The following is a 22,373-nucleotide window of genomic DNA, read 5'->3' as shown; positions in this document are numbered from 1 at the left end:
GAAGGGATCGGCCCGGGGAGCATGCGCAGCTTCCCGGGCCGATCCCTTCTTTTTTATACGTTAAAGTCGTTTGTATGCTCCAAGTAATTATAGGCCGGCAGCGTGATTTCGACCGAAGTGCCGAGGCCGAATTCGCTTGCGAACCGAAGGGTGCCTTGCAAATTTTCGAGAATTTGATAACAAATCATCAACCCGAGGCCGGTACCCTTCTCCTTCGTCGTGTAGAACGGTTCGCCGAGGCGCGCGAGCGCCTCCTTCGGGATGCCGACGCCTTCGTCGACGAACAGGATGCGCACTTTATGGTTGTGGATGTTTTCCGTCTTGATGAGCAGCTTGCCGCCCTGGGGCATGGACTCGATGCCGTTCTTGAGCAGGTTGATAAACACCTGCTTAAGCTCGTTCTCGTTGCAGAACACTGGCGGGAGCGAATCGTCGAATTCGCAGACGATATCGACGTTGCTCATAATCGCTTGCGTATCGAGCAGCAGCTTGACGTCGTTCAAGATGTCGTTGACCTCGTTCGGGAGGAAGTCGTTCGGCTTATGCTTCGAGAGCATCAGCAGCTCGCTGATGATTTCTTCGATGCGCTCGAGCTCCTTGCTCATGATTTCCAAGTACTTCGTGTTGCTGCGTCCGGTGCCGATCAGCTTCGTAAACCCCTTCAGCGACGTCAGCGGGTTCCGGATTTCGTGCGCGATGCCGGCGGCGAGCTGGCCGACGGCGGACAGCATCTCGGATTTGCGAAGCAGCTCTTCGGACATCTTCTGGTCGCTAATATCCGAGGCGACCTTCAGCACATGAATGAGGCGGCCGTCGTCGTCCAAAATCGGGACGAGCGCCAGCTCCTCCCAATACAACGTGCCGTCCTTCTTGCGCGACTTCAGCTGGCCGGTCCACTTCATTCCTTGCTGCACCTTCGCCCACACGTCTCGGAACGGCTCGGAGGACAGCTCCCACCGGTTAATGGTGTGAAGATGTTTGCCGACGATCTCTTCCTTCGGAATGAGCGTCTGCGTCGTGAACTTCGGATTGACGTATTCGATCAAGCCGTTCGGATCGGCGATGACGACGATGCTCGGGCTTTGATCGATCGCGTAGGAGATGATCTTCAGCTCGTCGTTGAGCAGCTTCAAGTCCGTGATGTCGACGAACGTAATGACGGTGCCCTGCACGAACTGATCGGCCGTTCGGTACGGAAGGATGCGCAAGCTATACCACTTGCCGGTAGAGCTCTTCACCTCGCGTTCGACCGGGACGAGCGTCTGGAGCACCTGCTTCGCGTCGGCGAGAAGGTCGTCGTACTCGAAGTGGTGCTTAATATGGCTGATCGGCCTTCCGATATCGATGTCGAGCAGATGAATTTCGTTCGTGACCGCGGGCGTAAACCGGCGCACACGCATCTCGGTGTCGAGGAAGATGGTGCCGATCCGCGTGGAGGTCAGGAAGTTGTCCATGTCGTTGTTGAGCTCGGTCATCTCTTGGATTTTTCCCTGATACTCCGAGTTGAGCGTGAGCAGCTCCTCGTTCACGGATTGCAGTTCTTCGTTCGCGCTCTGCAGCTCTTCGTTCGCCGCGACCAGCTCCTCGTTCGTCGCCTGCAGCTCCTCGTTGGACGTCTCGAGCTCTTCGATCGTAATCTGCAGCGTCTCCTCGGCGCGGAGCAGCTCCTGCTCCAAATCGAGCACGCGTTGGTTTACGTTGCTTTCCAGTTCCTGCTTCTCGTCCTGCGGCGCCGCCGACTCGACTTGCGACTTCGCGAAGATGACGATCAACAGATGCTCGTATGCTTTATTTGTCAGGGAGAACGGACGGATCGTCAGGTCGATGACCGGCGCGTCCGCGAGGCCCGTTTTAAAATTTCGGTAGACGAGTTCTTTTCGTTCTTTGCGCGCCTTGTGCAGCGCCGTGACGATCGCGACGGATAGATGGCTGTGGAACATCTTGTGTACGTTCAGGCTCGGCTTGCCCTTGGACATCGCGATGAAAGGTTCGATTCGCCCAGTCATATGCACGATGTCGAGGTGCTCGTCCACGACGATGGACGGCGGGAAATGCTCCTCGAGGTACGTCAAGTTCATGTCGTCCGTGCGGCGCTGCTGCTTCAGCTGCCGGAACGTGTAGCTCGGCTCGGCCGGGGGCCGGGCACCGCTCGTCTTATCGTTCAATTGGTCGGAGATGCCGATCGCGCTATAGGAGCTGCCCGCGGGCGCTTCGTTCTGTTGGAAGATGTTCCATCGCTTGTCGAAAATCGTAAAGAGTCCTCCTAACCGGCCGATCGTCTCGCTCGGACCCAGGAACAGAAACCCTCTGGGGTTCAAGGCGAAATGAAACAAGGAGATGACGCGTTGTTGCATCTTAGGCTGCAAGTAAATCAGCATGTTGCGGCAGGTAATCAAATCCATGTTTATAAACGGCGGATCTTTGATGATGTTATGCGGCGCGAATATAATTCTCTTGCGAATTTCATCGGAAATCGTGTAACTGTCGTGCCGAGGGATAAAATACTTACTCAACAGGTCGGGGGGGACGGCCTGGGCGATCGTATTCGGGTACGTGCCTTGGCTGGCGTAATCGACGGACTGCTTGTCCAGATCGGTCGCGAATATTTTCAAATTCAGCTTCTTCCCGGACTTCTGCATCTGATCCATAAACAAGACGGCCAGCGAGTATGCCTCTTCGCCGGTCGAACAGCCCGCGACCCAAACGCGGATCTCGGATTCTTCCTTCTTGTTTTCGAAGATTTGGGGAATGACCTTCGTCGCGATCGCCTCGAACGCCTTCGCGTCCCGGAAGAAATGGGTGACGCCGATGAGCAAGTCCTTATGGAGCAGCGAAATTTCGCGTACGTCCTGCCGGAGCAGGTCGATGTATTGATCGTAATCCAATATCCGGCTCATTACCATGCGCCGCTGAATTCTGCGAAGCACCCCGGCTCGTTTGTATTCGGTAAAGTCGATGGAAGTTTTCGCTCGCAGCAAGTCGAACAGCTCGCCGATCTGCGTCTCGGTCGGATCCGGCACTTGCATCGGGTCGTGAACGTCCGGCACGATGACGTCTCCGGCGATGAAGGCCTCGATCTTGCGCTGCATCTCCGCCGGCGAGACGACGTTGTCGACGAGGCCGGTCAGCATGGCGCTCTTCGGCATGCCGTCGAATTTCGCGGAACGATCGTCTTGGGCGAGCACGAGGCCGCCGTTCTCCTTAATCGAGGCGATGCCTTTGGAGCCGTCGCTGCCCGTGCCGGACAGAATAACTCCGATGGCGTACCGGCCTCGGTCCATCGCCAGCGAGTGGAAGAAGATATCGATCGGCAGGTGCAGGCCGCCGGTTTTGTCCGACAGCTGCAACTTGCCGCCGTGCAGGGTCATGCTTTTGTTCGGTGGAATCAAGTATATATTGTCTTTCTTTAAAGTCATGTCGTGCTCCGCGATATGCACGGGCATCTTCGTATGTGGCTGCAGCAGTTCGGCCATAAAGCTCTTATAATTCGGGGACAGATGCTGGATGATGACGAACGCAGCCCCGATATCGGGCTTCATATGGTCGAAGAGCATGTGGAGCGCTTCTAAGCCGCCGGCTGAGGCGCCGATGCCCACGACGAACAGCGAGTCCCCCTTGTTGTGCTTCGTCATGAACCGTGCTCCTAACATAGGAAGTGTTCGATCAAATTCATTCTATACGAAAACCGGAGCGCTTGAAAGGGAAAAGGCTGTCGAAAATAAGATTAAAGTATACCATATCTCGACAAAATTCACGGCGCGGCGGCCGCGAGGCGCCCGGCGGGCCGGAATTGCCGCATGACGTAAGCGCCGCATTCCTGCTATGATAATAGAAACAAGTCGAAAACACGAAGGGCGGGCGAACGCATGAAGCGGGGCGTCTTCGTCGTCGGCACCGATACGGGCGTGGGCATGACGCATGTCGCCTCGGTGTTGGCGCTGCACATCGACAGAAAGTTTCAAGCGGCGGGCGGCAGCACCGTCGGAGTCTGGAAGCCGGTGGAGACCGGCGCGACCGGGGGCGTGCAGGCGGACGGCGTCCGGCTCGTCCGCGGCAGCGGGCTTCCGGTTCGGGAGAGCGAGGCCAGCACCTATGCGTTCCCCGATGCGGTGCTGCCTTGGATGGCCGCGCAGCGCGCCGGCGAGCGTATCTCCCTCTCCCAGCTCGCGGAGGAAGGGCACCGGCGGTTGCATGCGGCCGATTATACCGTCGTCGACGGCGCCGGCGGCCTCGCCGTGCCGCTGACCGACGCCTGCGTCGTCGCCGATCTGGCGTCGGCGCTGGAACTGCCCTTGTTGATCGTCGCCCGGCCGGGCATCGGCACGGTCAATCATACGTTATTGACGATCTCGTATGCCCGGCAAGCCGGACTGACGCCGGCCGGCGTCGTGCTGAACGGGTTTCGCGACGGTCAGGCGGACGTCATGCGAGAGAACGCTATGATGATCGAGCGGTTCGGCGGCGTCCCCGTCCTCGGCATGCTGCCCTGGATCGCGGAGGCGCCGGAAACCGAGCGCGACTGGGCCGACTGGCGCGAACGGTGGGCCGAAGTCGCGGCAGGCGCGCTCGACGCCGAACCTTTGTTGGACGCGGGCAGGCTGCCCTGAAGCCGCCGCCGGTGCGGCGAAGTTTGAAACCGTCGGGCGCGATACGGGGTATACATAGATATCACGCGTATTATGCCGGGAGGGGACCGCATCCAATGAAGCTTTCTAAGAAATTCGCGATTATTGCCGCGCTATTTGCGACTCTGTTGACGGGCTGCTCGCTGCTGGAACAGGTCAACACGACGCTGAACTACGCGACGGAGGCGACGGCGTTCGTGAACGACGCGAACCGGTTCGCGGAGCAGGTGCCGCTGCTCGCGGAGCAGGCGCTGACGAATCCGGAGACGATCGAACGGCTCCGGCAGGAGCTGGAGGCGATGAAGGCCGAGATCGCGGCGTTCGACGCGCTGCAGGCGCCTGCGTTCGCCGAGGACGTGCATGCGCGGTTCGTCGCGTACAACGAGACGGTTCGGGAGCAAATAGACGGCTACCTGCGGCAGATCGACGAGAACGTCATCGATCTCGACGCGCTGGCGCAGGCGCCGATGCTCGAGACGATCCGGAACATGACGGAGCTGCTGCAGCAGCTCGAGCGGCTGCAGCAATGACGAGCGTCGACGCCGTTTACGGATTCGCCCGGATGTGTTACTTTGGTACAAAGACAAGGGCGATATAGCTGGGGGTAGAGCAACGATGGAACGAGCGTTTTCGAAGACGATCGAGCGGGCGCAGACGTCCGCAGTGCGCGAAATTTTGAAATTGACGCAAAGCTCGAGGGTGCTGTCCTTCGCGGGCGGGCTGCCGGCGGAGGATTCGTTCCCGGCCGAGGCGATCCGCGCGGCGTACGAGCGCGTATTCGAGCGAGGCGCGGGAGCGCTTCAATACGGCGTGACGGAGGGCGTGCCGGCGCTTCGGGAGTGGCTGACGGGGTTCTTGGCCGAGAAGGGCGTCTCGACGTCCGCCGATCGGCTGTTGGTGACGACCGGCTCGCAGCAGGCTATCGACTTGGCGTTCCGCGTCATGCTCGATCCCGGCGACACGGTGCTTGTCGAGCGGCCGACCTACCTGGCCGCGCTGCAGGCGCTGTCGCTTGCGGACGCCCGCGCGGCGGAGGTCGACTCCGACGACGAGGGCATGCTGCCGGACGATTTGGAGGCGAAGCTGCGGACGCATCGGCCGAAGATCGTCTATGTCACGCCGACGTTCTCGAATCCCGGCGGCAAGACGTGGTCGGCGGAGCGCCGCCGCGCGCTCGTCGAGTTGGCGCGCGCGCACGGGGCGCTCGTCATCGAGGACGACCCGTACGGCGACATCCGGTTCGAGGACGGCAAGCGCGTCGATGCGTTATTCGGGCTCGACGCGGCGCACGGCGGGGAAGGCAACGCGCTGTACTTGGGCTCGTTCTCGAAGACGGTGGCGCCGGCGCTGCGCACCGGCTTCGCGGCGGGTCCGGCGGACGTCATCCGCATGATGGCCAAGGCGAAGCAGGCATCGGACTTGCATTCGAGCGCGATCGACCAATGGGCGCTGCTTGAGCTCGTTACCCGCTGGGATCTCCAAGGGCATATCGACGGAATTCGCCGGATGTACCGCGAGCGGATGGAAGGCGTCGTCGCCGGCATGACGGGGGAGCCGTGGTCGCTCCTTCGGTACAACCGGCCGACGGGCGGCATGTTCCTCTGGGCGTCTTTGCCGGAGACGTACGTCGCGGCCGACCTGTTGAAGCTGGCGGTGGAGGAAGGCGTCGCCTTCGTGCCGGGCGAGCCGTTCTACGCGGGCGCTCCGGCGCGCAATACGCTGCGAATCAACTTCACGCACACGCCGCCCGCTCTCGTGCCGGAAGGCCTCGCGCGGCTGGCGCGGGCGATCGAGCGATATGCGGCGGCGATGCCGGCGAAGTGACGAGAACGACGAAGGGGCGGCGCGAATCTATCGCGCCGCCCCTTGCGATTAATAGAATCGTATAAACCTCCGCGGGGATGGCTACAATGATAGAAAACCTTCGCGGAGGCGATTCGTCATGTCTTCTATAGAAACGGAAGAGAAACGGAAGCGATTAAATTACGGAAGTCTCTTACTAGGCATCGGTCTGGCGGGCGCGTTCGACGGGGTCGTCTTCCACCAGCTGCTCCAGTGGCATAGCGTGTACATGCACACGCATCGCCACGGGCAAATCGTGAGCGACGGCTTGTTCCATGCCGCCACGGTCGTCGCGCTCGTCTTCGGCGCGGTGCTGTTATGGCGCGCCGGCCACCCGGGCGGCGTCGAGCGTGGAAGGCGGCTCCTGTTCGGAGGCGCGCTCGTCGGCGCCGGCGGCTTCAACGTCGTCGAGGGGCTCGTCAATCACCATCTCCTGCAGGTGCATCATGTCAGGCCGGGGCATCCGCAGGAGCTGTTGTACGATTTGGCCTTCCTGGCTTCGGGCGTCTTGCTGTACGCGATCGGCTACGCGATTCGGCAGCATGCCGACGGCCGCGGGCGCAAGCGGGCCGTCGGGGCGTAACGAACGTCCCCGCCTCGGCCGGGGACGTTACGCTTCGGGCGCAGCCGCGTCTGCCGTCGCCGGCCGGCGGGCGGACGCCCAGCCGATCAACGCGGCGCCTGCGAGCTGCAGCGCCGATTTGACGACGACTTGGCCGCTGATCGCGAGTCCGACGGCCTCCCAAGGGAGGAAGCCGGCGCCGATCGGCGACAGGCCGACGACGACGAACAGCGCGCTGTCGAGGAAGCCGCCGACCAAGCCGCTGTAGAAGACGCGCCACCCGAGCGGAAGCTTCAGGCGGGAATAGACTTCCGTGTCCGCCGTCTCCGACGCGAGGAAGGCGAGGCTGGACGCGAAGACGATCCAGAGGGTGTCCCCGAGCGCGGCGGACACGGCGGCGGAAAGCAGCAGCGCGGCCGCGATCGCCGCATACGTGTATTTCCGGCCGATCGCCCGCTGGACGAGGTCGCGCAGGACGAAGACGGCGCCGATCAGGAACGAGCCCGCCGGCACGAGCAGCGCGCCGAGCGGGACGGGCGCGAACGCCGCCGTCACGACGTTGGCGGCGACGATGGAAGCGAGGTACAAAGCGACGAAGAGCAGGGCCGTAAGCTTGTTCATCGGTTATCCACCTTCTCCGGAGCGAGGTCGTGGTTCAGCAGCCGGTGTTCGGCCATCGCTTCGTATTTCGTGCCGGGACGACCCCAGTTGCAGTACGGGTCGATCGAAATGCCGCCCCGCGGCGTGAATTTCCCCCAAACCTCGATGTATCGGGGCTGCATCGCGTCGATCAGGTCGTTCATAATGATATTGACGCAATCCTCGTGAAAATCCCCATGGTTTCGAAAGCTGAACAAATACAGCTTCAGCGACTTGCTCTCGACCATCCTCCGGTCGGCGATGTAGCTGATGTACATCGTGGCGAAGTCCGGCTGTCCGGTCATCGGACAGAGGCTGGTAAATTCGGGGCAATTAAACTTGACGAACGTGTCCCGATTCGGGTGTTTGTTTTCGAACGTCTCCAACAGGGAAGGATCGTACGTATAGGCGTACTTTGTCCCCTGATTGCCGAGCAGCGTGACGCCCTGCAATTGTTCCTTCGTTCTTCCTTCGGACATAAAAAAATCCCCTCTCTTTTCTTCGGGCAAGCCCGGGTCGGAAAAGAAGACGAGATTTCGAGAACCATGCTCCAGTCGCAAAACGAAGCAAGCGCAGGGCTTAGCCCTTGCACCGGCCTTAGTTTTTTATAGAGGGAGTTCGCGAACCTCTCCCGGCGCCGGCAGCGGCGACGGATTTCTTCTTTGCGATTTCGTATCGACTATAGCAGGTTTCTCCTTGGATGACAAAGCCATTTTTATGGAAAAAGGAACCTCGGCGCCGTCCGGGCGCCGAGGTTTTCTTTACGCCCCCGCCGCGCGGCTCATCGGACCCATTGCACGACTTCCTCGATCGGGCGCCTCGTCTTCGGCCGCGGCTCGCGCACGCGGTATCCGAAGGCGAGCATGCAGGAGAGGCCGAACTCGCCTTGCGCGTCCAAGATGCCGTCCTCCCGGAGGATCGCCTCGACGGCTTCCTTGTCAAAGCCCTCGATCGGGCAAGTGTCGACGCCGATGCAGGCCGCGGAGGTCATCATATTGCCGAGCGCGATGTAGGTCTGGCGGCTGGCCCATTCGAACATGGCCCGCTCGTTGTCGATCAGCCGAAAGTCCGAAGTCAGGAACGTGTCCAGCCGCTTGCGAAACCCTTCGAACGCTTCGTCCGGAATGCCCTGCAGCTCTTTCTTGATGCGCACGACGTACTCGGCGTCCGGCAAGAAGTTGTCTTTCGTGCGCGTCAGCAGGAGGAGCAGATGGCTGGCCGTCGGGATGCTTTTCTGCCCGCCCCAGGTAACCGGCAGCAGCTTGGCGCGTTGCTCCGGGTTTTGAAGCACGACGAACCGCCACGGCTCGAAGCCGAAGGAGCTCGGGGAGAGGCGGCCGGTTTCCAAAATAAAAGCGAAATCTTCGTCGGACACCCGGCGGGCGGGGTCGAACTCCTTGCAGGCGTGGCGGAAACGGAACGCTTCCAATATGGCTTCTTTTTCCACTTGCGACTCCTCCATCCGTATGGTTTCGTGTTTATTATACCTCTGTCTGCGCGGCGCCCCAAACGAAGGGGACTCGACCGCGCGGAATGGGGGATGAAAACCGCGGGCAAGTATGCTACGATACCTGCGTTCATCGATGCGAAAATAGGGGTCGGACAGGAACGGTGAAGCGGCAATGAGTGGGGAGAGCGCACGAACCGGCAAGGCGCCCGGAACGCCCGCGGATTTAAAAATATTCGGATTGACGTGGCCGATTTTTCTCGAGCTCGCGTTGTTTATGCTGATGGGCAGCGTGGATACGCTGATGTTAAGCGCCGTGTCGGACGATGCGGTGTCGGCGGTCGGCGTGGCGAACCAGTTCGTCATGATTGCGATCTTGCTGATGGAGATCGTCGCGAACGGCGCCGCGATCGTCGTCGCTCAATATATCGGCGCGCGCCTGCGGGCGGAAGCCGCTCGGGTCGCGGGCATCGCGATGACGCTGAACCTGGGGCTCGGGCTCGCGGTGAGCGCGGCGTTCCTCGCGTTCGGAGACCCGCTTCTGCGGGCGGCGAATTTGCACGGCGTCATTCTCGAGCATGCGCGGGCGTATCTCGGCATCGTGGGCGGCTGGCTCGTGCTGCAGGCGCTGATCAATACGATGGCGGGTCTGATTCGGACGTACGGGTTCACTCGCGAATCGATGTACGTCACCCTCGGCATGAACGTGCTTAACGTCGTCGGCAACTACGCGCTGATCTTCGGCCATCTCGGCGCGCCGGAGCTCGGCGTGGCGGGCGCGGCGATTTCGACGGTCGCGAGCCGCGCCGTCGCCGCGATCGTTTTCCTCTGGCTGCTGTATCGCGTGATGGACGTTCGCATTCGACTGCGTTATTACGTATCGTTCGCGAAGGAATATATTCGGAACATTATGGCGGTCGGCGTTCCGTCGGGCTTGGAACAGGTCACGTACCACGCTTGCCAGTCCGTGTTTTTGTATTACGTCACCTTCCTCGGCGCGGCCGAGCTCGCCTCGCGGCAATACGTCATGAACATTACGCAGTTCGTCTTTCTGTTCAGCGCGGCGCTCGGCATGGGAACCGCGATCGTCGCCGGCCGGCTGATCGGGGCTGGCCGGAAAGACGACGCTTATCGGCGCGTATGGCAAAGTTTGCGTTGGGGGCTCGCGATTACCGTGCTGGTCAACGGGGTCATCGTGTGGGCGCGCGCGCCGATCATTAGCCTGTTCACGGACGACGCCGCCGTCGCGGCGCTGGCCGCGCAGGTCATCCTCATTTCGCTGCTGCTCGAGCCGGGGCGGTGCTTCAACCTCATTCTCATTAACGCGCTGCGAGCGGCCGGCGACGCGAAAATTTCGGTATACATGGGCTTCGTCTCCATGGTCGGCATCAGCCTGCCGTTGGGATATTACCTAGCGTTCCATGCAGGGCTCGGGCTCGCGGGCGTCTTCCTCGCGATCGTCGCCGACGAATGGATCCGCGGCATCGTCATGTTTTTCCGCTGGCGCAGCCGAGTATGGGAGCGCAAGTCGTTCGTCGCGCCGCAGCCGGAAGGCACGCAGCCGGCGGCTTTCGGCTAGGCGGATGCCTAGCAGAAACCTTTTTCATCCGAAACCTAACATTCCTCCGACGCCAATGCGAGTTATTGAGCGTTCGGGGGTTTATTTATGCCTTTTCGTGAAAATATATCTGACATATAAATTACATGTTAGTTGAACTGGATTTCGTTTTGTATAAAAATGAAAACAGAATGAAAATACAACAGGATTCGGCGGGGCGGAAGGGCAAAGAGAGAGAGGCGCCGCGTCGAAACACGGCGAGGAGGGGAACCGGATGTTCGATTGGCTTGGTTGGAAGACGGGGTTGCCGCTATGTTGGTCGTATCGGTTGAATCGGCACTTAAAGCACGACGTCGAAGAAATTTTCGAGGGCATCGCGCAGACGAGGATGCAGCTGCTGAAGACGTGGGCCGAGGATTATTGGTCGCATCTCGACAAGCTGCGGGACGCATTAAGGGCGGAAGAGCGGTCGTATGCGTCCGCGCTCGCGGACGGCGCGTTCGTGGAGCGTTTGCTTGCGGGGGCGCGCAAGAGGGGGCCGGATTTTTCGGAGGTATTCCTGCTGGACGCGCACGGCGCAGTGAAGGCGTCGACTTATGCGTCCCACGTCGGCGCGGTATACCGGGACGACGCGGTAATCGCGCCCGGACTCGGCCAAGCGAAGGACGGGAAGAAATGCCTCTTCGGTCCGTATACCGATCCGCTCACGCTGGCGATCGGACCGAGCACGTCGTCGTTCCATGACGAGGTCACCTTGATGTTCATCGCTCCCGTGCTGGAGCGCGGCGCGTACGCCGGGGCGATTTGCGGGCGCGTGCCGAACGACGTCGTGGGCGATCTGATCCAGCGCGAGTCCGGGCATGTGTACCCTGATTCCGGAGACAATTATATTTTCATGGCGATGCCGGTGCTGCAGCGGCACATCGCGCCGGGCACGGCGCTCTCGCGCAGCCGTTTCGAGGATTTGACGTTCACGCACGGCGACAACCTGAAGGACGGCGTCCGCACCGCGTACGGCATCGTCAGCGTAAAGCGGCATACGGAGCTGGAGCTGCGGTTCACCGATCCGGCGACGAACGAGCTGCACCCGGGCGTCGCGAACACGATCGCCAAGGGGCATAATTTATTCGTCGAATTCCCGGCATATCCCGATTACCGCCACATCCCGGTCATCGGCAAAGGCGTCACGTTCCAGCTCCCGCACTGTCCGGACGTCTGGGGCATGATGTGCGAGGGAGACTTGGAAGAGGTGTACCGCGTTCGGGGCCTCAGCTGGAACGTCAAACGCATGCATCTGTGGTTCATTGCCGGGCTGATGGCGCTGAATTACGGCTTATACTGGCTGCTGACGTACGTCCCCGCGATTCCCGGCGAAGCGTACGCCGTCGCGAACTTGCTCTATGGTCTCATCGGGGCGCAGCGGATCCAACGGAGAGGCACCGACCCGGCGATCGAGCACTTGCGGAAAATCAATCGGTTCATCCGCTTGAACGCGGAGGGGGAAGGCGACCTGACGCAGCGTCTGAACATTCGCGAATTCGCGAACGACGAAATGAAAGAGCTCGCGAAGTGGATCAACAATATGATCGATTCGCTCGAGGGCATCATGATTCGCGTCAAGCGGGCGACCGGCGAGGTGAAGGAAAGCCAGGTGCGGCTGGACGAGTCGACGGCGTCCTCTGAGCGTTCCACGCTGCGGGTAAGCGAGAAAATCGACGCCATGATCCAAGGGATTCGGCTGCAGCTGAAGGACCTCGACGTCGCCAAGGATGTCTCCCGCCATATGAGCGGCACGCTCCGGGAGCTGGAGGAGAAGGCGTCGGAGCACATCGCAGTGGCTCATTCCGAGGTCGAGCGGATCGGCGAGAAGATGCGGAATATTCAGGAGAAGGTCGAGGAGTCGAATCGGACGATCCGCTCGTTCCTCGGCACAACCGAGGAGATCGGGCAGCTGCTGCAGACGATCGAGGAAATTTCGGCGCAGACGAACCTGTTATCGCTCAACGCATCGATCGAGGCGGCGCGCGTCGGCGAGCACGGCCGCGGCTTCGCCGTCGTCGCCGGCGAAATTCGCAAGCTCGCGGATTTGACGAAGCTGTCGACGATCAAAATCAGCGAGACGCTGCAGCAGATCGGGCGGAAGGCGAAGGAAGCGAATGAGTCGATGGAGGAAGGGACGAGGGTCGTCATCGAGGGCGCGACGATGGTCGCGACCGCCTCCGAGCTGCTGTCGAGCGCGAACGCGGACGATTCGCTCAAGACGCAGGTCGTCGACGAGGTGGTCGAGCTGATGGAGAAAATTTCGGCGGTCAGCATCGAGAACCGGAAAATTTCCAACGAGGTGGAGAGCACCGTGAAGGATTTGAAGCTGGACATGTCGCATGTGCGCGGCACGTCGGAGAGCGTGGATGCGATTACGCGGTCGCTCCTCGGCCTCGTGGAGCAGTTCAAGCTGACGGAGCAGCGAGGCAGGTAAGGCGGGGAAGAAGATCGGTTGGGCGGACGCCCTCCGGTCTATTTTTCCTTTTCCCCGAAAAATATCGTTGACTCTCCCGTTACGTGATGGTTTACGCTGAATATCGAAAGGGAGGTCATCCGCATGATGAAGGTGAGCGAGGTTGCGGCATTGGTCGGGATCAGCGTGCGCACGCTGCATCATTACGACGAGATCGGTTTGTTGACGCCGGGACATGTGACGGAAGCCGGCTACCGCATGTACGACGACGGCGATCTCGAGCGGCTGCAGCAAATCTTGTTTTTACGCGAGCTGGATCTTCCTTTGAAAAAGATTCGGGACGTCCTCGACGCGCCGGACTTCGATCGGGAACGCGCGCTGGAGCTGCATCGGAAGCTGCTGCTCGAGAAGCGCGATCGGCTCGATAAGGTGCTCGCGACGCTGGAGAAGACGATCCGCCACGCGAAAGGAGAAATTTCGATGACGAACGAGGAAAAGTTCGAGGGCTTCGATTTCAGCCGCAATCCGTACGAGCAGGAGGCGCGGGAGCGGTGGGGCGACCGGGCCGTGGACGCGTCGAACGCGAAGGTGCAAAGCTTAACGAAGGAGCAGCAGCAAGCGCTGGGCGAGCGCATGGGCGCCATCTACGAGCGGCTGGCCGCGCTCCGGCACGGGCCGGCGGACGGCGACGAAGCGCAGGAGGCGATCCGGGCCTGGTACGAATTCCTGAACGGGAGCTTCGGGCATCATTACTCGCTTGAAGCGTTCAAGGGGCTCGGACAGATGTACGTGGACGACGAACGGTTCACGAACAACATCGACAAGCACGGCGAAGGGCTTGCGACGTTTATGCGGGACGCCATGGCCGTCTTCGCCGACCGCCGCAACGGGTAAGGCAGGGAAAGCGCGCCGAAGGGCCGCGCCGCGCGTCGAGGTTTCCGGCGCCGCGGGCGGCCCTTCGGCGTTCATTCGGACGCGGCCCAGCGCTCGCGCAGCGCGCCCTCCAGCCGATCGAGCCGGTCGAGCGTCCGCGCGGCCGACTCGATCTGCGCCCGCAGCACGTCCGCGTCGTCGACGCCGTCCCAATATCTCCCGAGGAAATGGAGGAAGACGTCGAGCCGGCGCAGACGCAGCAGCGTCGGGAGCGCGTCCGCCTCGGCGGAGGTCCACCGCCCGGTGTCCCGGTACCCTCTGGCGAAGGCGGCGACGCGATCGATCGCGTCGTCGTCGCTCCCGCGGTCGTCTCCGATCAGGTCGGACACGCAGACGGCCGCCTCCATCGCGCGCGCGTCCCGCGTCGCGAACTCGAAGTCGAGCAGCGCGGAAATGTCGGTGCGGTTCGTCGTGAGCGCGTTCGAGGCGTTGAGGTCGCCGTGGACGAGCTGGTGCGGCAGCCCGCGCAGCGCCGGCAGCTCGCGCCGGACGTCGGCGAGCCGCCCGCCGAGCGCGCGCAGCGGCCGCGCCTGCGCCGCGAACGGCTCGGGCGGCGCCTCGCAGAAGCGGGCGACGGCGTCCGGCGAGCAGCGAGGGTGCGCCGCGTCGAGCTCGTAATACGGCCGGTACGCCGGCTCGGCGTCGACGCGGACGTCCGCGAGCGCGGCGCTGAGCGCCCCAGCCGCCCGGCCGAACGAGGCGAGCGCTTCGGGGGACGAGAGCGTCGGCCGCTCGCCGTCGAGATACCGGAACAGTGCGGCCGGCTTTCCGTCTCCTGCGAAGACGACCGTGTCCCCGCCGGGCGTCGGGACCGGCTCCGGCACTCGGAACGGCAAGGGCATGCGAGCGAGGGCAAGGAGGACGGCATGCTCGTAGCGGACCTTGGCCGCGTCGCGGTGCGTCTCGTAGACGCGAAGCACGTACCGCGCGCCGCCTTCGGTGACGAAACGGGTCGTATTGTTCATGCCGCTCGCGCCGGCTACGACGCTCGGCGCGCCTCCCGGGAAAAATCGAGCGAGCGCCTCGGCGGCGTCTCGTTCTTTCGAAGCTGTTCTCATCGGCTCAGCGCCTCCGTCTCCGTTAGGGGTTGTCGGCTACCATTGTAGGGGGGCGGCGAACGAACGTCAACCGCCGGCCCGCGGGGAGCGGCGGGGGAATCCTTTTCCCAAGGGATTGTTATATATGTTATATTGTCGCTAAAGAAAGCGAGTGCCGATCGTAACGGACGAGCGACGGGGGATGAACGATGCGGGAAGGACGCGTTCCGATGTACCAGGCAATTCAAGGGTACATTAAAGAGCGAATCGGATCGGGGGAGTGGAAGCGCGGGTTTCGGATCCCGACGGAGAAGGAGTGGATGGAGCGCTTCGGCGTGAGCCGCATTACGGTGTCGAACGCGCTCGCGAGCCTCGCGCAGGACGGATGGATTCGGCGCATTCAGGGGAGAGGCAGCTATGTGGAAGGGGTGCCGGCTTCCGCGGGGGGCGGTGTCGCTTCGACGTCGGCTTGGGCGGCTCCGGCGGCGTCGGCGGTGCCGGCTGGCGCTGTTGCGGCTAGCGCTGTTGCGGCTGCCGCTGCCACTGCCGCTGCTGCCGCTGCTGCGTCCCGGGCCGTCGTCCGGCCGTTCGCGGCGCTCCTCCTGCCGAGCTTGGCGGATGCCTTCTCGCTGCGTCTCTATAACGGGATCTACCGGGCGCTCGCCGAAGCCGGCTGGCGCCTCGTGTTGATGCTGACCGATGACTCCCCGGCGCGCGAAGCGGAGGCGATTCGGGAGTGCTTGGCGATGGGCGCGGCGGGGCTCATCGTCTTTCCGGTCGATTCGGAAACCCATAACGAGGAAATTATGCGGCTGAAGCTGGAGCGGTATCCTTTCGTCGTAGTGGATCGGACGCTGGCGGGGCTCGAGACGCACTACGTCGGCTCCGACGGTGCGAAGGGGGCGGCGCTCGCCGTCGACCATCTGTACGAGCTCGGGCATCGGGACATCGCGATCGTCTCCGACGTGCCGGTGTCGACGTCGACCGTCGATCAACGTCTCCAAGGGTATATGAAGGCGTTGAAGGCGCGCGGGGAGCTCGTCGACCCTGCGTTGATGCTGACGGAGCTCGCCGTCGATACGGAGACGCCGGCGCCGAATCCGTCGCATCCGCTGGAACGCTGCGTCGCCGAACGGCGGGCGTCCGCCTACGTAACGACGAACGGCAGGCTGGCGCTGCATCTGCTGCGCGTCGCGCGGCGCCTTGGCCTTCGCGTGCCGGAGGATGTGTCCGTCGTGACGTTCGACGATCCGTCCCCGAGCCGGGAGCTGTCGTTCTTTACGCATATCGATCAGCAGGAGGAGCGCATGGGTCGGCTTGCCGCGGAGACGCTGGCGGGGTTGCTCGCCGGCGCGGCGGGCGGAAGCCCGGGGGCTTGGGGCTTCGAGGGCTTCGGCGCCGGGTCGGGGCCTGGGCCGGACTACCGAAAGATCGTGCTCGAGCCGAAGCTGGTGCCGCTGCGGTCGACGCATCCCCGTTCGACTTGAACGACCGCGCGCATAAGCAACGGCAGGGAAGAAAATAGCTGCATTTGGTGTCAATTGGACTTCGCCCGCCCAGGGGGGATGTTCATGACGCCGAAAGACGGTTTTTGCGCGCGGAGAAAGCGTTGACAACGGGGCGTCTTGGATTTAACATGTCGACATAACAAATAATACGTATTTGGGGCGTGAGGTCGGTATGGGAGAGCGGGGCGCGTTCCGCAAAGTGTACGTCGTATCGCATACGCATTGGGATCGGGAATGGTACGAGGATTTTCAAGGCTTTCGGACGCGTCTCGTATATATGCTGGACGAATTGATCGAGACGATGGAAGCGAACCCGGCGTATCGGCATTTCCTCTTGGACGGGCAGACGATCATGGTACAGGACTATCTGGAGATCCGGCCGGAAAACCGGGAGCGGCTCCTGGCGCTCATCCGTGCGGGGCGCATCGACGTAGGGCCATGGTACGTTATGCCGGACGAATTTTTGGTCAGCGGGGAATCGCTCGTGCGGAACCTGCTGCTCGGCTTCCGGCAAAGCCGGGCGATGGGCGTCGAACCGGTCAAGTCGGGCTACGTGGTCGACATCTTCGGGCATAACAGCCAGCTTCCGCAGCTGCTACGCGGCTTCGGCATCGACAACGCGGTGATGTTTCGGGGGCTTTACGGCGACGCCGGTCCTTCGGAACTATGGTGGGAGGGGGCCGACGGGAGCCGCGTGCTCGGGCTGAAGCTCGACGAGGACCGGTCGTACGGCGACTTCTATTTCTTTCTGCGCTGGCCTTTCGCGGATCGGGGCTTCGCGTACGACGAGGAGGAGCTCAAGCGCCGGGCGAAGGATATGCTTGCGTATAAGGCGCAGCGCGCGACGACGGAGCTTCTGCTCGGGCTCGACGGGGTCGACCATATCGAGATCGAGCCGCGGCTGCCCTGGATGCTGGAGCTGCTCAACGGCGCCAAGGAGGAGCTGGGCGGGGTCGAGTTCGTTCACGCCCGGCTGGAGGACTATCTCGGCGCGCTGCGGAGCGAGGTCGGGGAGCTGCGCGTGCTTCGCGGCGAACAGCGCGCGCCCGGGCGCAACGGCATGAACAACTGGGTGCTGACGAACGTCGCTTCGTCCCGCGTCCATCTAAAGCAGGCGAACCGTCGCGGCGAGCGGTTGCTCGAGCGTTGGGCGGAGCCGTGGGGCGTGTTCGCGGCTTGGGAGGGGCGCCCGTACTCGGCGGCGTTCCTCGCGAAGGCGTGGGAGTATTTGCTGCAAAACCACCCGCACGACTCGATCTGCGGCTGCTCGATCGATCAAGTGCACCGCGATATGCTGTACCGGTTCGACCAAAGCCGCTCGATCGCCGAACGGATGCTGCGCGAACAGCTGCTGTACGTAGCGAACCACGTCGATGCCGCCTCGCTGCATGGCGGCTGCGTCGTCGTCGTCTTTCAGCCGTCGCCGTCGCCCTATGACGGGGTCGCTCGCATCGAGTTCGAGCTGCCTCACGACGAGCGCGGAGGCCTCTCCGTCGGCGGCGGCGCGGGCAACTTCCTCGGCGGCAGCTTCTTAACGCTTCGCGACGCCGACAACCGGGAGGTTCCGTTCCAGCTCGTGTCCGTCCGTAAAAACAGCGTCCGCCGGGTTCGCCCGTACCGGGATATTCCGGGGGCGGAGACGGTCGACCGCGTGACGATCGCGTTCCGGGCGGTCTTGCCGCCGTGCGGCTATGCCGCCTATTCGGTCGAGAAGTCGGTCGTGCCGACGCCGGCCGCGCGCGAATACGCGCCGCCGGTCGTGCAGCCGAAGCGGCTGCTCGGCACGCAGCGAGCCGGGGCCGCCGCTTGGGACAACGGCCGACTGAAGGTCGCCGTCCGCGGCGACGGAGCGATCGACATAACGGACCGGGCGACGGGCATCGTCTACGAGGGGCTGCTGCGCTTCGAGGACGAGGGCGACGTCGGCGAAGGCTGGAACCATATCGCGCCGTTCGTGAACCAGACGTATGTCAGCTGCGGAGCCGACCTGCACGTCAGCGCGCAGGAGGACGGTCCGCTGCTGACGACGGTGCTCATCGGGCAGTCGTTCTTCGTCCCCGCTTCGGTCGAGCCGGACGGCGTCCGTCGCGCCGACGCGCTCGTACGGTTGTCGGTACGCACCTACGTCGAGCTGCGGCGGGACGACCCGGTGCTGCGCTGCCGCACCGTCATCGATAACGCGGCGAAGGATCATCGTTTGAAGGCGCTCTTCCCGACGGGGCGGAAGGCGGAGTCCTACGCGGCGGGCACGCCGTTCGACTTCGTCTCGCGCGGCGTCGCGAAGCCGGATCGGTCGGATTACGTGGAATATCCGCGGCCCGAGGAGCCGCACGACGGCTTTCTCGCGGTGCGCGACGATGCGGGCGGTCTTGCGATCTTCGCGAAGGGGCTGTACGAGGCGGAGGTGCGGGACGACGCGGCGCGCACCGTCGCATTGACGTTGTTCCGTTCCACCGGCGCGGAGGTGCTCACCGACGGCGGCGACGGCGGGCAGCTGCTGCGGGAGCTGACGTTCGAATACGCGATTCGTCCGTTCGAGCCGCAGGAATCGCTCGGGCGGCTGGCGGAGGAGCGGGATCGGTACGAGTGCGATCTCTTGAGCGTATCGGTCAAGCGCGCCGGCGAAGCCGCGGAATCGCTCCAGCTTCGCGCGCGCGACTTGCCGTTGCGCCGCTCGTACCTGTCGATCGACAATCCGAACGTGCGGTTGAGCGCGATGAAGCGGGCGGAGGAACGCCCGGACCGGGACGTGCTGCGCGTTTGGAACGCCTCCGAGGCGCCGCAGACGGCGACGATCATGTTCGCGCGCCCGCTGAAGGCGGCGACGCTGCTAAGCTTGGACGAACGGGACGCCGCCCCCGCGGACGGATTCCGTCCGGGCGAGACCGCGCTGCGGCTGACGCTCGAGCCCAAGCGCATCGCGACGATCGGTCTGGAGTGGACGGACGGCACGATAGACGGACAATAAGAGTCGAGGCTTGCGTCGGCAGCCGACCCCGGGTTTTCGCGCCCGGGCGTCGGCTGTTCCGCGTGCGCGATACATTTCTTACGAATCCTTTATTTTTCTTTACAACCCCTATAGGAAAGCGATTTCGAATTTGGTATACTACTTGTAACAAATGGAAAAATCTGTGCGGGGGTTTTTCAATGCCGGAATCGTTGCAGTTCGTTGTGCTGAACGCTTTGTTTTTGATCGCCCCGCTTTTCCTCCTCCAGCTTATCGACGAGAGCCGTTTCTTTCAGAAGTATAAGATGTTGGTCTCGTTCGCCGCTGCGGCGGTCATGGTCGTCGCGTGCATGTCTTTCCCCATCCCGGTCTCCCCCGAATTGTCCGTCGATCTGCGGTGGATGCCGATCCTGCTGACGCATGTTTACGTCGGGCCGCTGCTGAGCGCGCCGCTCGCGGCCGTGATGCTCGGCTACAAAGCGTTTCTCGGCGGCGAGGGGATCCTGCCCGGACTTATGTCGCTGCTCGTCTTCTTGCTGCCGTCGCGTTGGTTTCTTCATCCCGGCTGGACGTTTCGGGGGAAGGTGCTTGCGGCCGGCGCCGTTTCCTCGCTATTCGCCGTGCTTTGCGCCGGCCTGTTGTTCGGGCTCGTCTCGTCGCATGAGCTTCAACCCCAATGGTATTGGTTCCTTCCGGCGGTCCTTGCGCACGGCGTCGTCGCCTCGGGCGTAACGGCGTTGGTCGAGCAATGGACGAGCAAGGAGGAACGCAAGCGCCGACAGCGCGAGCGCATGAGCGAACGGCTGGAAAAATACGACCTCGTCAGTCAGTTGGCCGCGAGCGTGTCGCACGAGGTGCGAAATCCGCTGACGGTGACGAGAGGGTTTCTGCAGCTGCTTCGGTCGGGCGGCCAAACGGAGCGCGAACGCGAGCAATACATTGCGCTGGCCTTGGAGGAGCTCGATCGGGCGCAGGGCATCATCTCGGATTATTTGGCGTTCGCGAAGCAGGATCCCGGGCAGTCCGACTGCGCCGTGTTTTTGGCGAACGAAGAGCTGAACGGCATCGCGAGCGTCGTTACGCCGTATGCGCTCATTCATTCGGTACGGCTCGAGACGTGCGTCGAGCTCGGCTGCGCGGTGTACGGCAACGCGGGCAAGTTCCGGCAGTCGGTCTTGAATTTATGCAAGAACGCGATCGAATCGATGCCTCGCGGGGGGACGCTGCGGATCGTGTTGGAGCGGAACGACGGAGCCAAAGAAGTGACGTTGGCGATCGAGGACGAAGGCGTCGGCATGACCCGGGAGCAGATGGACCGCATCGGTACGCCTTACGTAACGACGAAAGAGAAGGGGACGGGGCTCGGCTTATCCGTCGTGTCGCGTACGGTGGAGGAGATGGGGGGCAGGCTTCAGTTCCGCAGCGAGGTCGGGCGCGGCACGGTGGCGTACGTCCGGCTCCCGTTGCGGGAGGTTGCGTCCGGTCAGGCGGCCTTCGAGGCGGAAGCGGCCGCAGGACAAGAACGACGCGAAGGGGGGTATCGATAACGGGTAGGCGTCCGTCGCGAGGCGGGCCGGCGCCGTCGTCAGCGCGGGCCGCCGGGCTTCGTCAGGCGCTCGAGCTCGGTCAGGAGGGCGAACGCCTCTTGGTCGGAGGCGCCGCACATGTCCGGCGACGCGAGCAGCGCGCTGCACACCGCGGGACGCTCCGGCTTGCCGAACAGGCGGCATTTGCGTTCCTCGGTCAGCTGCGGGCAAGGGACGCCGGCGGGCTTGCCGTTCGGCAAACCCGGAATGGGCGACGAGATCGAAATGACGATACAGCAGGCGGCGCAGCCGGGACGACATTCCATGCGAGCATTCGCTCCTTCCGAAGGTTTGATATATGATAACACACAGGAGGCGAATTCGGCATGATGAAATGGGACGGGCATACGCACACGCAGTTTTGCAAGCACGGCAGCGACCGCCCGCTTCGCGCCTACGCGGAGCGGGCGGCGGAGCTCGGGTTCGAGCGGTATACGGCGACGGAGCACCCGCCGCTGCCGGAAGGATGGGTCGACGATCCGGTCCTGACGCCGGAGCTCGCGATGGATCGGTCGGAGCTGCCGCTGTACTTGGCCGACGCGACCGCCGTGAAGCGGGCGTTCGAAGGCCGTCTCGACGTGACCGTCGGGCTGGAGATGGACTATTTGCACGGCAGAGAGTCGTTCACGGAGGAGCTGTTGTCGGAAGCGTCGGCCGCGGCGGAGCTGGAGGACGTCATCATATCCGTGCATTATTTGCCAGGCCGGGGCGGCATGCGGTGCGTAGATTACAAGCCGGAAGATTTTCGGGACAATTTGTTGTCTTATTATGGTTCTATGGAAAAGGTTGCCGACGCCTACTACGATCACGTCGAGTTGGCGATCCGGAGCGCGGCGTCTTGGCGCTGGCGGCGGCGGCTCGGGCACGTCAATCTGATCGAGAAGTTTCGTTCGGCGCTGCCGCCGATCGACGAGGCGCAAATTCGCGAACGGCTGCAGCGGCTGTTACCGTTGCTCGTCGAGAGCGGCGTCGGCATCGACGCGAACGCCGCCGGCCTTCGGAAGGCGACCTGCGGGAAGCCGTACACGCCCGAATGGTTTCTGGCCGCTTGCGCGGCGCAGGGCGTGGAGATCGTGTTCGGCTCGGACGCGCACCGGCCCGAAGAGGTCGGCGCGGGGTGGGACTGGTTCGCGGCGTCGCTGCCGGGAAGCGGGACCGCCGGCGACGCCCGCCGCATATAACGAAAAACCTCCCTCGCGGTCGCCGCCGCCCGGACAATCCGGAGCGGCGGGGC

The 22,373-nt window shown here is 62.9% G+C and carries 17 protein-coding genes and 1 riboswitch; of the genes, 11 read left to right on the top strand and 6 right to left on the bottom strand.

From position 1 onward, the window contains the following. Window positions 1–53 precede the first annotated feature (53 nt). Window positions 54–3,632, bottom strand: coding sequence for a chemotaxis protein CheB (locus VEZ38_RS00745; protein WP_324890940.1), 3,579 nt, complete (start codon window positions 3,630–3,632; stop codon window positions 54–56). Between the two features lie 234 nt (window positions 3,633–3,866). Between VEZ38_RS00745 and bioD the strand changes: the two genes are divergently transcribed. From bioD to VEZ38_RS00725, 4 genes are all read left to right on the top strand, one after another. Next, complete coding sequence (gene bioD / locus VEZ38_RS00740; protein WP_324890937.1) at window positions 3,867–4,607, top strand: dethiobiotin synthase; 741 nt, start codon at window positions 3,867–3,869, stop codon at window positions 4,605–4,607. Window positions 4,608–4,702: 95 nt separating this feature from the next. Further along, window positions 4,703–5,155, top strand: a complete 453-nt coding sequence (locus VEZ38_RS00735) for a DUF6376 family protein (RefSeq protein WP_324890935.1) — start codon at window positions 4,703–4,705, stop codon at window positions 5,153–5,155. Between the two features lie 85 nt (window positions 5,156–5,240). Then, window positions 5,241–6,449 carry a PLP-dependent aminotransferase family protein gene (locus tag VEZ38_RS00730; protein ID WP_324890933.1) on the top strand — a complete coding sequence of 403 codons (1,209 nt, stop codon included), beginning with the start codon at window positions 5,241–5,243 and terminating at the stop codon, window positions 6,447–6,449. Between the two features lie 118 nt (window positions 6,450–6,567). Beyond that, the gene (locus VEZ38_RS00725; protein ID WP_324890931.1) at window positions 6,568–7,050 is read left to right on the top strand and encodes a DUF2243 domain-containing protein; all 483 of its coding nucleotides are present in this window, start codon (window positions 6,568–6,570) and stop codon (window positions 7,048–7,050) included. A gap of 27 nt (window positions 7,051–7,077) precedes the next feature. Here VEZ38_RS00725 and VEZ38_RS00720 read toward each other — a convergent pair whose 3' ends face one another. The 3 genes from VEZ38_RS00720 to VEZ38_RS00710 form a co-directional block, all read right to left on the bottom strand. After that, complete coding sequence (locus tag VEZ38_RS00720; protein WP_324890929.1) at window positions 7,078–7,650, bottom strand: VUT family protein; 573 nt, start codon at window positions 7,648–7,650, stop codon at window positions 7,078–7,080. Further along, window positions 7,647–8,147 (bottom strand): preQ(1) synthase, encoded by a 501-nt coding sequence (gene queF / locus VEZ38_RS00715; protein ID WP_324890927.1) that lies wholly within the window; start codon window positions 8,145–8,147, stop codon window positions 7,647–7,649. Before queF ends, VEZ38_RS00720 begins: the two co-directional genes overlap by 4 nt. Window positions 8,148–8,259: 112 nt before the next feature. Next, window positions 8,260–8,303, bottom strand: a riboswitch (PreQ1 riboswitch). A 146-nt stretch (window positions 8,304–8,449) separates the two neighbouring features. Then, window positions 8,450–9,130, bottom strand: coding sequence for an NAD(P)H-dependent oxidoreductase (locus tag VEZ38_RS00710; RefSeq protein ID WP_324890925.1), 681 nt, complete (start codon window positions 9,128–9,130; stop codon window positions 8,450–8,452). Window positions 9,131–9,290: 160 nt separating this feature from the next. Between VEZ38_RS00710 and VEZ38_RS00705 the strand changes: the two genes are divergently transcribed. The 3 genes from VEZ38_RS00705 (at window position 9,291) to VEZ38_RS00695 (ending at window position 14,022) form a co-directional block, all read left to right on the top strand. Beyond that, window positions 9,291–10,694 (top strand): MATE family efflux transporter, encoded by a 1,404-nt coding sequence (locus tag VEZ38_RS00705; RefSeq protein ID WP_324890923.1) that lies wholly within the window; start codon window positions 9,291–9,293, stop codon window positions 10,692–10,694. Window positions 10,695–10,947: 253 nt separating this feature from the next. After that, a complete protein-coding gene (locus VEZ38_RS00700; protein ID WP_324890921.1) occupies window positions 10,948–13,149 on the top strand; it encodes a methyl-accepting chemotaxis protein in 2,202 nt (733 codons plus the stop codon). Window positions 13,150–13,272: 123 nt separating this feature from the next. Further along, window positions 13,273–14,022, top strand: a complete 750-nt coding sequence (locus VEZ38_RS00695; RefSeq protein ID WP_324890919.1) for a MerR family transcriptional regulator — start codon at window positions 13,273–13,275, stop codon at window positions 14,020–14,022. Between the two features lie 71 nt (window positions 14,023–14,093). On the opposite strand, the gene VEZ38_RS00690 is transcribed toward VEZ38_RS00695, so the two are convergent. Continuing rightward, window positions 14,094–15,119 (bottom strand): phosphotransferase, encoded by a 1,026-nt coding sequence (locus tag VEZ38_RS00690; RefSeq protein ID WP_324890916.1) that lies wholly within the window; start codon window positions 15,117–15,119, stop codon window positions 14,094–14,096. A 209-nt stretch (window positions 15,120–15,328) separates the two neighbouring features. Here VEZ38_RS00690 and VEZ38_RS00685 point away from each other — a divergent pair, with 209 nt between their 5' ends. From VEZ38_RS00685 to VEZ38_RS00675, 3 genes are all read left to right on the top strand, one after another. Then, window positions 15,329–16,585: a GntR family transcriptional regulator gene (locus VEZ38_RS00685; protein WP_324890914.1), complete on the top strand. Its 1,257-nt coding sequence runs from the start codon at window positions 15,329–15,331 to the stop codon at window positions 16,583–16,585. A 193-nt stretch (window positions 16,586–16,778) separates the two neighbouring features. Further along, complete coding sequence (locus VEZ38_RS00680) at window positions 16,779–19,574, top strand: alpha-mannosidase (protein ID WP_324890912.1); 2,796 nt, start codon at window positions 16,779–16,781, stop codon at window positions 19,572–19,574. Window positions 19,575–19,753: 179 nt separating this feature from the next. Next, window positions 19,754–21,100, top strand: a complete 1,347-nt coding sequence (locus VEZ38_RS00675) for a HAMP domain-containing sensor histidine kinase (RefSeq protein WP_324890910.1) — start codon at window positions 19,754–19,756, stop codon at window positions 21,098–21,100. A gap of 38 nt (window positions 21,101–21,138) precedes the next feature. On the opposite strand, the gene VEZ38_RS00670 is transcribed toward VEZ38_RS00675, so the two are convergent. Further along, window positions 21,139–21,405 (bottom strand): YkgJ family cysteine cluster protein, encoded by a 267-nt coding sequence (locus VEZ38_RS00670; protein WP_324890908.1) that lies wholly within the window; start codon window positions 21,403–21,405, stop codon window positions 21,139–21,141. 60 nt (window positions 21,406–21,465) lie between these two features. On the opposite strand from VEZ38_RS00670, the gene hisJ reads away from it, so the two are divergent. Further along, the gene (hisJ, locus tag VEZ38_RS00665; RefSeq protein WP_324890906.1) at window positions 21,466–22,320 is read left to right on the top strand and encodes a histidinol-phosphatase HisJ; all 855 of its coding nucleotides are present in this window, start codon (window positions 21,466–21,468) and stop codon (window positions 22,318–22,320) included. The last annotated feature ends 53 nt before the right edge of the window (window positions 22,321–22,373 follow it).

It is taken from the genome of Paenibacillus sp., from assembly GCF_035645235.1.
Taxonomy (GTDB): Bacteria; Bacillota; Bacilli; order Paenibacillales; family YIM-B00363; genus Paenibacillus_AE.
This window is presented reverse-complemented; position numbering and strand designations above follow the sequence as displayed.

Coding starts and splice junctions, on each gene's coding strand:
- VEZ38_RS00680 (WP_324890912.1), top strand. CDS start 16,779: ATGGGAGAGCGGGGCGCGTTCCGCAAAGTGTACGTCGTATCGCATACG.
- VEZ38_RS00730 (WP_324890933.1), top strand. CDS start 5,241: ATGGAACGAGCGTTTTCGAAGACGATCGAGCGGGCGCAGACGTCCGCA.
- VEZ38_RS00690 (WP_324890916.1), bottom strand. CDS start 15,119: ATGAGAACAGCTTCGAAAGAACGAGACGCCGCCGAGGCGCTCGCTCGA.
- VEZ38_RS00735 (WP_324890935.1), top strand. CDS start 4,703: ATGAAGCTTTCTAAGAAATTCGCGATTATTGCCGCGCTATTTGCGACT.
- VEZ38_RS00695 (WP_324890919.1), top strand. CDS start 13,273: ATGATGAAGGTGAGCGAGGTTGCGGCATTGGTCGGGATCAGCGTGCGC.
- VEZ38_RS00745 (WP_324890940.1), bottom strand. CDS start 3,632: ATGACGAAGCACAACAAGGGGGACTCGCTGTTCGTCGTGGGCATCGGC.
- VEZ38_RS00725 (WP_324890931.1), top strand. CDS start 6,568: ATGTCTTCTATAGAAACGGAAGAGAAACGGAAGCGATTAAATTACGGA.
- VEZ38_RS00705 (WP_324890923.1), top strand. CDS start 9,291: ATGAGTGGGGAGAGCGCACGAACCGGCAAGGCGCCCGGAACGCCCGCG.
- VEZ38_RS00700 (WP_324890921.1), top strand. CDS start 10,948: ATGTTCGATTGGCTTGGTTGGAAGACGGGGTTGCCGCTATGTTGGTCG.
- hisJ (WP_324890906.1), top strand. CDS start 21,466: ATGATGAAATGGGACGGGCATACGCACACGCAGTTTTGCAAGCACGGC.
- VEZ38_RS00675 (WP_324890910.1), top strand. CDS start 19,754: ATGCCGGAATCGTTGCAGTTCGTTGTGCTGAACGCTTTGTTTTTGATC.
- bioD (WP_324890937.1), top strand. CDS start 3,867: ATGAAGCGGGGCGTCTTCGTCGTCGGCACCGATACGGGCGTGGGCATG.
- VEZ38_RS00720 (WP_324890929.1), bottom strand. CDS start 7,650: ATGAACAAGCTTACGGCCCTGCTCTTCGTCGCTTTGTACCTCGCTTCC.
- VEZ38_RS00710 (WP_324890925.1), bottom strand. CDS start 9,130: ATGGAGGAGTCGCAAGTGGAAAAAGAAGCCATATTGGAAGCGTTCCGT.
- VEZ38_RS00670 (WP_324890908.1), bottom strand. CDS start 21,405: ATGGAATGTCGTCCCGGCTGCGCCGCCTGCTGTATCGTCATTTCGATC.
- queF (WP_324890927.1), bottom strand. CDS start 8,147: ATGTCCGAAGGAAGAACGAAGGAACAATTGCAGGGCGTCACGCTGCTC.
- VEZ38_RS00685 (WP_324890914.1), top strand. CDS start 15,329: ATGTACCAGGCAATTCAAGGGTACATTAAAGAGCGAATCGGATCGGGG.